We start from the raw sequence: 10,370 nt of genomic DNA on the forward strand, positions 1-10,370 counted from the left end.
CAAAGTCTTGTTGACTTCTTTAAGTTCGGCTACACGGCTTTTGGCAGTTTCTGCTTCCTCTTTCTTTCCTTCTTTCATCAATTGTCCGATGGATTTGGAAATCGAGTTTACTTCAGAGAGGTTATTATCTAATATAGACTGTGTGCTACGTCTTTTGTCGTTAAAGGCAATTACCTGGTCTATTGTTTCTTTTGCATTTTTGAAATGCTTCTTTTCCAGTCCGCGGATCACCGCGTCGGTGTTTTCTGTAATTTGTTTGATGGTAAGCATATCTTGATACTTTGTTTTGATTAAAATCTTGATTTGAGAGCACAAAGATAGTGTAAATCAGAAGTAATGCAAAAAAAGAAACTATAAAAAGAAAGGGATGCAATCCATCAGATTGCATCCCTCATCTTTATTTCTTATTCTGAAACTTACGCTTCTGTGCTTTCGGCAGGGATTACAGATACATAACGTCTGTCTTCCTTGGTTACTTTGAACTGTACAGTTCCGTCTACTAAAGCGAAAAGAGTGTGGTCTTTACCCATACCGATGTTGTTACCCGGGTGGAATTCAGTACCTCTTTGACGAATGATGATGTTGCCTGCTTTGCAAGCTTCGCCACCAAATATCTTAACGCCTAATCTCTTGCTCTGTGATTCGCGGCCGTTCTTAGAACTACCGACACCTTTTTTATGTGCCATTTCTTCTTACTGTTTTAAATTGATTAAGCTACTACTTCTGTAATTGTTAACTCTGTGAATTGTTGGCGGTGACCGTTCAACTTGCGATGACCTTTTCTTCTTTTCTTGTGGAAAATGAGAACTTTGTCACCTTTTACCAGGCTGGATACAATCTGGCAAACAACTTTTGCACCTTCTACAGTAGGAGCACCTACAGTGATTGCACCGTCTTTGTCTACCAAAAGAACCTTGTCAAATTCTACTGTCGTACCGTTTTCTGCATTCTGGATGTGGTGTACAAACAGCTTTTTGCCAGCTTCTGCTTTAAATTGCTGACCGTTGATTTCTACAATTGCGTACATTTCTTATATATAATGTATAAGTTAGCTCCGTCGGGTGGTCTCTAATCACTTAGAAAGCACTTTGTCGAACCCGGTGCGGAATAATCGGGCACAAAAGTACTTCTTTTCTTCGGAACGGGCAAGTGTTTCATCTTCTTTTTGCGGAAAAAATGGTTTACCTCTATTCCATGTAAGGAAAGCGGAATGGGAGCAGTTTCCCGTTTACAAGAAGTTAAGAGTTTGTCGACAAGAAATTAACTTCTTGTCGACAAACTCTTAACTTCTTGTAAACAGAAAAAGGACTGCTTGTAACCTTTTGGTAATCAGTGACGAAATATTCTCTTGTTTAAATCGGAATGTATATAAAACGTACTTGAGACCTATTTGCTTCGCACCTACTCCGTAGCAAAACAGGATGCGAACCGGATTTACCTGAAAAATTACAAAAGTGGCTTTAGTATATAAACTGCCGCAACTATCAGTGCCACTACAATAATAGCAAAGATAATAAGCAGTATCAAACTATAGAAAAACATCAGTATTGTAGTCCAGAAACTTCTCCACCAGGTATATCCATACAGTTGCTTATAATCCAGGCAGAAGAGGGCAAAGATGAATAGTATGGGCAATTCGTATAAATGGCCTACCTGTGCACTGCCGTTGAAAGGGAGCACTATGATACTGAGCAAGAGTATCTGGCAAGCAATATAAGCCTGTATAAATACATGTTCTGTCAGATTATAGTGCAGTTTGTTCTTTTTCTGACGGAAAGCCATGAGCGTTGCCAGAGCAAAGAGAGGTAATGTGGCGATAATACGGAATGCCTTGTTACCATGTCCCCAACTTTTCAGTAAGTTCCATACTTTTTCCAGAAAAGGTGTATTGTGAATGGCTTTTTCAAGCTTATTAAATACTGATGATCCACCTTCCAGAAGTTCATCTATGAGTTCGTCATCTTCATCACCATTTATTTGAAGGGTGATGTTATCCTTTTTTAAGTTTTTTGAGGTTTCCAGTTTTTCCAGATCCTGATTCAGTTCTTTTATTGTTTGGGTCAAAACCTCCTTTTGGTCTGGTTTCTTGGTCTCTTTCATCTGTTTCTGCAATAGTTCACGTGCAGCTATCAGATTATTCTTCCGGATGTCCGTAGAATCTTCTGTTTCCAGATTTTCCAGTTTCTTATCCAGACCTTCTATCGTTTTATTCAGGATATTTTGGGTAGTCGGGTCTGTTGCTGTTTCTATACGTTTTTGCAATTGTTCACGTGCAGCGATTATTTCTTGCCTTTGAGCTTCCGGAGACTTTCCCTTTTTCTCTTTCAAGGCTTCAGGATCTACCAGTTGTACAGCCATGATGTAAAGGGCGGCAAGTACAAATAGTGTTTGGAAGGGGCGGAAGTATAAGATTCGTTTGCCGGCAATGAAGTCTCTGATCATGTACCCCGGACGGTAGAGTAAATCCAGAAGTGTTCGACCAAAGCCATTATCAATATTGGTGAATCCTCCCAATATATTTTTGAATGCATTACTGAAGCGGTAGCGAGGAGTGTTCCTGTTTTGACCGCAACGGTTGCAATAACTACCTGTATAGACGGTATCACAATTCAGACAGATGTTACTTTCCTCACTGATGGGCGGAATCTCTTTTCCACGTACCATCTTGATATGCAAGGCTCGAAGGTACTTCTTACAGGGAGTCCACCAGGGGGATATAAAATCTAATACACGGTCTGGCAGAATCCTGCGTTTGGTAAGAATATACCAAAGTACCAGTATGAAAGACCATAGAAAAACATTGCTATCTTCTCCTTCTTCAAAAGACAGCCATAGCAATATTGCCAAAATCAGTATTTGCCAAATATTGATCATCTTTCTTCTGCGGGGAGCGGGAGAAATGGGAGAAGCGGAAACAGCCGGAACTGCAGGCGTACTGACAACCGGATGTTGAGGTATCACTTTATTGGCAGTCGAGTCCTCGTTGTCAGCAGATTGTTTATCATGGGTCGGTAGTTCGTCATTTTCCAGTAGTTCTTCCAGCGAACTCATAATCTTCCAGTGTGGATATTTGGCTAATTCTTCGGTGGTAGTTACTCCATGGGTTACACCTGCAAAGTCTACACCTGCAGCTTTGGCTGTGGCAGCATCTACTGTACTGTCACCAATATAGAGGGTTTCAGCTTTGGTGACGTGTAATTGTTTTATGGCAAGTAGTAAACCTTCGGGCGAAGGTTTGGCCGTTTGTACATCTTCTCCACCGACAATGATATTGAAGAAGCTGCCGGGGAAATGCTGGTCGAGCATTTCCTTAATTCGGTAACGGTATTTGGTGGAGATGATACCTATGAATGCACCCGCATCTTTCAGGGCCAGCAGTACAGACTTGGTTTCCAGAAAAAGCACGGTGTTTATTGTCATGTGGGTGTCCGCTTCTTTCCTGTATTCACTTTTAAAACCGGCCAGTTGCTCTTCATCCGTTACTCCCGTCAGGATAGAAAAAGATTCTTCCAATGTTTTCCCGATGGTGCGTTTAATGTCTTCATCGGTTACATTTGTATAACCATGTTTATTGAGCACATTGCGAAAGCAAGTAACAATGCCGCGAGAAGAGTCTGCGAGCGTGTAATCAAAGTCAAAGAGATAAGTCGTATAGCCCATGTCGCTTTTTGCGGCAAAGTTATAAATTAATTGGAATTTTCTGACTATATTTGTTCGCACTATGAATTTATTTTAAAAACTGCTAAGTGTTTCTTTGCGCTGAGTTGTTCCATACATACGTTAACTATGTAATATTATGAAACTATCAGAATTATCTTTTGGGATTTTGCTTCTTTTCTCTTTTTCAGCGTGTGTATCCCAACAACCGGATGCGGAAACTGAGTGTTATGCAACAGAGTACGTCAATCCTTTTATTGGTACTGATTTTACAGGAAATACTTATCCCGGAGCGCAGGCCCCGTTCGGTATGGTGCAGTTAAGCCCCGATAATGGTCTTCCCGGCTGGGATCGCATCTCCGGTTATTTCTATCCGGACAGCACGATTGCAGGTTTCAGTCACACTCATCTTTCGGGTACGGGAGCCGGTGATTTATATGATATATCTTTTATGCCTGTGACTCTGCCTTATAAAGAAGCAGATGCGCCGTTGGGCATTCACTCTTTATTTTCCCATGATGAAGAAACAGCCAGTGCCGGATATTATCAGGTGCGGCTGAAAGATTATGATATCAACGTGGAACTGACAGCAACCGAACGTTGTGGCATCCAGCGTTATACTTTTCCTGAAGCGGACGCAGCTATATTCCTCAATTTGCGGAAAGCTATGAACTGGGACTTTACGAATGATACCCGTATTGAAGTAGTCGATTCGGTAACTATTCAAGGATACCGTTTTTCTGATGGTTGGGCACGCGACCAGCACATTTATTTCCGTACCCGTTTTTCTAAACCGTTTGCATCCGTACAGTTAGATACTGCTGCTGTCATCAAAGACGGTAAGCGTATAGGTAGCTCTGCTATTGCCCGTTTTGATTTCCACACAAGTGCAGGGGAACAGATTCTTGTTACCACCGCTATTTCGGGGGTAAGTATGGAAGGCGCAGCACGCAATCTTGCTGCTGAAGCTCCGGCAGATGATTTTGACAAGTATCTGGCTGTTACCCGTAAAAACTGGAACGAGCAACTTTCCAAAGTAGAAATCAAGAGCAATGACATTGATGAGAAAGTTAAGTTTTATACAGCCCTTTATCATTCCATGCTGGCTCCTACTATCTATAGCGATGTGGATGGTGCCTATTATGGTCCTGATAAGCAAGTGCATCAGGCAGACGGATGGACTAATTACAGTACTTTCTCATTATGGGATACCTACCGTGCCGCTCATCCCCTTTATACCTATATTGAACCACAGCGTGTAAATGACATGGTAAAATCCTTTCTTGCCTTTTCCGAACAGAACGGACGTCTTCCGGTATGGAATTTCTATGGAAGTGAAACGGATATGATGATAGGTTATCATGCAGTTCCCGTCATAGTGGATGCTTACTTGAAAGGGATTGGGGATTTTGATCCGAAGAAAGCTTTGGCCGCATGTGTAGCTACAGCCAATATTGATGAATATCGTGGAATAGGATTATATAAAAAATATGGTTATGTGCCTTATGATGTAACGGATCACTATAACTCGGAAAACTGGTCACTTTCTAAAACCCTGGAATACGCTTACGATGATTATTGCATTGCCCGTATGGCGGAGAAACTGGGTGAAAAGCAAATTGCAGATGAATTTTATAAGCGTTCCCGGAATTATAAGAATGTGTATAATTCTCAGACTACTTTCATGCAACCGCGGAATAACAAAGGATCCTTCATTGAGGACTTCAGTCCGGATGATTATACTCCGCATATTTGCGAAAGTAATGGCTGGCAATATTTCTGGTCTGTGCAACAAGACGTTGATGGACTGATCAGTCTGGTTGGAGGCAAGGAACGTTTTGCCCAGAAACTGGATAGTATGTTCACTTACAATCCTTCTGCGGATGAAGATCTACCTATTTTCAGTACTGGAATGATTGGGCAGTATGCACATGGTAATGAACCGAGTCACCATGTCATTTATTTGTTTAATGCCATAGGGCAACCTTGGAAGACTCAGAAGTATGCAGCTGAGGTGATGCATGAATTATATAAGAATACACCTGCCGGTTTGTGCGGGAATGAAGACTGTGGTCAGATGTCTGCCTGGTATGTGTTCAGTGCAATGGGATTCTATCCGGTAGACCCGGTTAGCGGCAAATATGAGATAGGTACTCCCCTGTATCCTGAGATGAAGATGCATCTGGCTAACGGTAAAACATTTACGATATTGGCACCGGCTGTCAGCAAAGAGAATATTTATATCCAGTCGGTAAAACTCGATGGAAAACCTTATGACAAAAGTTATATCACGCATGAGCAAATAATGAATGGTTCTATCTTTGAATTTGAGATGGGGAATAAACCGGGAAAAGTGTGGTATGAGATAGAGTGATGGAGTGATAGAGTGATGGATGGTACCAGATAATATAATTGTGGGATTATGAGTGATAACTTTGACCTGACTTATAAACTCCTTTTCCGTAAGTACTACGCCAATCTGCTTTTCTATGCCACGCGCATCGTGGGTGATGAAGAAGCGGAGGACGTAGTACAAGATGTATTTGTAGAATTGTGGCGGCGGAAAGATACAATTACGGTAGGAGAGCAGATACAGGCATTTCTGTATCGGGCGGTGTATACCCGTGCTTTGAATGTACTGAAGCACCGGGATATCAAGAATACTTATGAAGCTGTAGTGACGGAGATCAACCAGAAAAGAATAGAGTTTTATCAGCCGGACAGTAATGATGTCGTGAAGAGGATAGAAGACCGTGAACTCAGAAAGGAACTCTCCGAGGCTATAAATGAATTGCCGGATAAGTGTAAGACGGTCTTTAGACTCAGCTATCTGCATGATATGAAGAATAAGGAAATAGCAGATACTATGGGGATATCATTGCGGACCGTGGAAGCTCATATGTATAAAGCCCTGAAGTTTCTGCGTGAGAGGTTGGGCTACCTGAACTTTATGTTAGTCCTGTTTTTATTAGGTAAGGTATAAGTGTTTTTATCGAAACGGTTGTTTTAATAGTATGATGAAAGAAGGAATGAATAAGTTGGATGAAAAATTGATGGCCAAATTCCTTATGGGGGAATGCTCTGAAGAAGAGCTCTGTAAGGTAAATGCATGGCTGGACGAATCGGATGGTAACGCTCGTGAATTGTTCAGGATAGAGCAGATATACCATCTGGGAAAGAGTGAAGAATTTGCGGATGAAAAGAAGATAGAAAAAGCTGAAAAGCAGCTGTTCAAACGGCTGGCACAAGAAGAAGCTAAACGAAATAAGGTGAGAAGATTGAATGCCTGGATGCGGTATGCCGCTATGTTCATAGGTATCTTTTTTATATCCGGTTTGAGTTATCATATTTACCAGTCACAAAGTGAAGAGAGCAAATTGGTTGCTGTCACTGCCCGTGATGAAGTGAAAGAACTAATGTTGCCTGATGGCACTAAGGTTTGGCTGAACAAACATACTACTTTAAAATATCCACGTGAATTCTCAGAAAAGGGAAGGAATGTATATATGGAAGGAGAGGCCTATTTTGAAGTAAAGCGAAATACGGCGAAGCCTTTTATAGTGCGCAGTGAAGCCATGCAGGTAAGAGTTTTGGGAACAGTCTTCAACTTAAAGAGTGACAAGACTAACCGTTCTGCGGTAGCTACACTGATAAAGGGAGAGATTGAAGTGAAAGGTAATCACGAAGAAGGCATGATCGTATTGGCTCCGGGACAAAAAGCGGAATTGAATGCTGTAACTCGCCGTCTGGTAGTGAAACAGGTAGATACAGGCATTGAAAACTGGCATAATAATCAGTTTGTCTTTGAAAAGGCTGACATATTTACGATTGCCCGTACTTTGGAGAATTCTTATGGGGTGAAGATTATTCTGGCGCCTGATATGGATGCTACAAAGACATATTCCGGTACATTAAAGAAGAAAGATAATGTCGAGGAGACTCTGAATCTGATTAAGAGTACGAATGCGCTTCCCATTGAATATAAAATTGTGGGAAATAGTGTATTTCTGTCTTCAAAGAAATAGGTAAAAATCGGAAGTATATAATCTTAAAACATAATAATATGAGGAAACTGCTTTTATCGATTTGTTGTTTAGGCTGTGCTCTCTGGGCTCAAGCCAAAGATTTTACGCAATACGTCAACCCGCTGATGGGGACATTGTCTTCTTTTGAACTTTCTACGGGAAATACATATCCGGCTGTCGCACGCCCTTGGGGTATGAATTTCTGGACTCCGCAGACCGGAAAGATGGGAGATGGCTGGCAATATGTATATACTGCTAATAAGATTCGTGGTTTCAAGCAGACCCACCAGCCCAGTCCGTGGATTAATGATTACGGTCAGTTCTCCATTATGCCTGTAACAGGCAAACCAGAGTTTGATGAAGACAAACGTGCCAGTTGGTTCTCACACAAAGGAGAGATCGCATTACCTTATTATTATAAGGTGTATCTTGCCGAGCACGATGTTGTGACGGAATTTACGCCCACAGAGCGTGCCGTTTTGTTCCGTTTCACTTTTCCAGAGAACGAGAATTCGTATGTTGTAGTAGATGCTTTTGATAAAGGCTCTTATATTAAGATCATTCCTGAGCAAAATAAGATAATCGGATATACCACCCGTAACAGCGGTGGAGTTCCTGATAACTTCAAGAACTATTTCGTTATAGAATTTGATAAGCCTTTCAGTTATCAGGCTTCTGTTGCTGACGGCGCTTTGGTTGAAAACCAGAGTGAACAAACAGCAGGACATGCGGGAGCCATCATCGGTTTCAAAACCCGTAAGGGAGAAATTGTACATGCCCGTGTAGCCTCCTCCTTTATCAGTTTTGAGCAAGCAGACAGAAATCTGAAAGAGCTGGGGAGTGACAGTTTTGAAACTTTGGTTCAGAAAGGACAAGATGCCTGGAACCAGATATTGGGAAAAATAGAAGTGGATGGAGGTAACCTTGATCAGTATCGTACTTTCTATTCCTGCTTGTACCGTTCAGTACTCTTCCCACGTGCTTTCTTTGAGTTTGACGAGGCTGGAAATCCAGTTCACTACAGTCCTTATAACGGAGAAGTTTTGCCCGGATATATGTATACTGATACAGGCTTTTGGGATACTTTCCGTTGTCTGTTCCCTTTCCTCAACCTGATGTACCCTTCAGTAAACAAACAGATACAGGAAGGCCTTATCAATACATATAAGGAAAGTGGCTTCTTTCCCGAATGGGCAAGTCCGGGACATCGCGGCTGTATGATCGGTAATAACTCCGCTTCTATACTTGCCGACGCTTATCTGAAAGGTATTAAAGTGGATGATGTAACTACTTTGTACGAAGGTCTTATCCACGGAACAAAGAATGTGCATCCGGAAGTTTCTTCTACCGGTCGCCTCGGTTATGAATACTATAATGAATTGGGATATGTTCCTTACGATGTGAAAATCAATGAGAACACTGCCCGTACTTTGGAATATGCTTATGATGACTGGTGTATCTACCAGATGGCAAAAGCTCTGAACCGTCCGAAGAAGGAACTGAAGCTTTTTGCTGACCGTGCTATGAATTATAAAAATGTGTTCGATAAGGAAAGCCTGTTGATGCGTGGACGCAATAAAGATGGACAGTTCCAGGCTCCTTTCTCACCCTTGAAGTGGGGAGATGCCTTTACGGAAGGAAATAGCTGGCATTATTCCTGGTCTGTATTCCACGATCCTCAAGGTTTGATTGATCTGATGGGTGGTGAAAAAGTTTTTGTTGAAATGTTGGACTCGGTATTTATCGTTCCTCCTTTATTCGATGACAGCTACTATGGCCAGGTAATCCATGAAATACGTGAGATGACGGTGATGAATATGGGTAATTATGCTCATGGCAACCAACCTATACAGCACATGATTTACATGTATAATTATGCCGGACAGCCTTGGAAAGCTCAGTATTGGTTGCGTCAGGTGATGAATCGCATGTACACGCCCGGTCCTGATGGCTATTGTGGAGATGAAGATAACGGGCAGACTTCTGCTTGGTATGTATTCTCGGCATTAGGTTTCTATCCCGTTTGTCCGGGAACCGATGAGTATGTCTTGGGGGCTCCCTTATTTAAAAAAGCAACGCTTCATTTTGAAAATGGTAATTCATTGGTGATCGATGCTGCTAATAATAATTCTGAAAATATATACATCGAATCGCTCCGTTTGGATGGAAACGCGTATACGAAGAATTATCTGAAACATGGAGATCTGTTGAAGGGTGGTGTCTTGAAATTTGATATGGGTAGCAAACCTAATTTACAACGAGGAACACAGGTGGAAGATTACCCGTATTCTTTCTCCAATGAAATAAAAAAGAAATAAAAAACTGAAGTTAATAATGTAATGAAGAAGGGAATAGGAAATAAAACTATTCCCTTTTTATTTAATGAAAAAAAATATCATTTTGTACTAAGTGTATTTTCTATGGTCGTTGTTTTATATATGACGGTCAGGAAATAGAGTCTCCCGGTCGATTAAAATTAACCAATGTGTAACCTTTAAACTTTGTTTATGAACAACAATCATGCTTTTCAAAGTTCGAAATTTCTACGAGCTTTATTAGTCTTGTTCTTCATGACTGTATCTGTTCAGTGGACCTTTGCCCAACTGAATTTGAATGTCTCTCGTACGACGTTAGGTACAGTTATCGAACAGATCAAATCTCAATCTAAGTATCAATTTTTCTATGACG

8 protein-coding genes and 1 pseudogene are annotated in these 10,370 nt (G+C 41.3%); 5 read left to right on the plus strand and 4 right to left on the minus strand.

Going from position 1 to position 10,370, the window contains the following annotated elements:
- From BACCELL_RS14980 to BACCELL_RS14995, 4 genes and pseudogenes are all read right to left on the minus strand, one after another.
- A pseudogene (locus BACCELL_RS14980) lies at positions 1-270 on the minus strand (serine--tRNA ligase); the annotation flags it as partial.
- A gap of 146 nt (positions 271-416) precedes the next feature.
- A complete protein-coding gene (gene rpmA, locus BACCELL_RS14985; protein ID WP_007212715.1) occupies positions 417-686 on the minus strand; it encodes a 50S ribosomal protein L27 in 270 nt (89 codons plus the stop codon).
- Between the two features lie 23 nt (positions 687-709).
- Complete coding sequence (gene rplU / locus BACCELL_RS14990; RefSeq protein WP_007212716.1) at positions 710-1,027, minus strand: 50S ribosomal protein L21; 318 nt, start codon at positions 1,025-1,027, stop codon at positions 710-712.
- A 419-nt stretch (positions 1,028-1,446) separates the two neighbouring features.
- Positions 1,447-3,660, minus strand: a complete 2,214-nt coding sequence (locus BACCELL_RS14995) for an HAD-IA family hydrolase (protein WP_044153901.1) — start codon at positions 3,658-3,660, stop codon at positions 1,447-1,449.
- 136 nt (positions 3,661-3,796) lie between these two features.
- Between BACCELL_RS14995 and BACCELL_RS15000 the strand changes: the two genes are divergently transcribed.
- The 5 genes from BACCELL_RS15000 to BACCELL_RS27130 form a co-directional block, all read left to right on the plus strand.
- Entirely contained in the window at positions 3,797-6,031 is a 2,235-nt protein-coding gene (locus BACCELL_RS15000) for a GH92 family glycosyl hydrolase (RefSeq protein WP_007212719.1), read from the plus strand.
- Between the two features lie 48 nt (positions 6,032-6,079).
- Entirely contained in the window at positions 6,080-6,640 is a 561-nt protein-coding gene (locus tag BACCELL_RS15005) for an RNA polymerase sigma-70 factor (RefSeq protein WP_007212720.1), read from the plus strand.
- A 31-nt stretch (positions 6,641-6,671) separates the two neighbouring features.
- Positions 6,672-7,682, plus strand: a complete 1,011-nt coding sequence (locus tag BACCELL_RS15010; protein WP_007212721.1) for a FecR family protein — start codon at positions 6,672-6,674, stop codon at positions 7,680-7,682.
- Positions 7,683-7,720: 38 nt separating this feature from the next.
- Positions 7,721-10,000 carry a GH92 family glycosyl hydrolase gene (locus tag BACCELL_RS15015; RefSeq protein WP_007212722.1) on the plus strand — a complete coding sequence of 760 codons (2,280 nt, stop codon included), beginning with the start codon at positions 7,721-7,723 and terminating at the stop codon, positions 9,998-10,000.
- Positions 10,001-10,189: 189 nt separating this feature from the next.
- Positions 10,190-10,370: hypothetical protein (locus BACCELL_RS27130; RefSeq protein WP_211211325.1), on the plus strand; the 181-nt coding region annotated here is incomplete at its 3' end.

It is taken from the genome of Bacteroides cellulosilyticus DSM 14838, from assembly GCF_000158035.1.
In the GTDB taxonomy this organism is placed as follows: Bacteria; Bacteroidota; Bacteroidia; order Bacteroidales; family Bacteroidaceae; genus Bacteroides; species Bacteroides cellulosilyticus.

Coding starts and splice junctions, on each gene's coding strand:
- rpmA (WP_007212715.1), bottom strand. CDS start 686: ATGGCACATAAAAAAGGTGTCGGTAGTTCTAAGAACGGCCGCGAATCA.
- rplU (WP_007212716.1), bottom strand. CDS start 1,027: ATGTACGCAATTGTAGAAATCAACGGTCAGCAATTTAAAGCAGAAGCT.
- BACCELL_RS14995 (WP_044153901.1), bottom strand. CDS start 3,660: ATGGGCTATACGACTTATCTCTTTGACTTTGATTACACGCTCGCAGAC.
- BACCELL_RS15000 (WP_007212719.1), top strand. CDS start 3,797: ATGAAACTATCAGAATTATCTTTTGGGATTTTGCTTCTTTTCTCTTTT.
- BACCELL_RS15005 (WP_007212720.1), top strand. CDS start 6,080: ATGAGTGATAACTTTGACCTGACTTATAAACTCCTTTTCCGTAAGTAC.
- BACCELL_RS15010 (WP_007212721.1), top strand. CDS start 6,672: ATGATGAAAGAAGGAATGAATAAGTTGGATGAAAAATTGATGGCCAAA.
- BACCELL_RS15015 (WP_007212722.1), top strand. CDS start 7,721: ATGAGGAAACTGCTTTTATCGATTTGTTGTTTAGGCTGTGCTCTCTGG.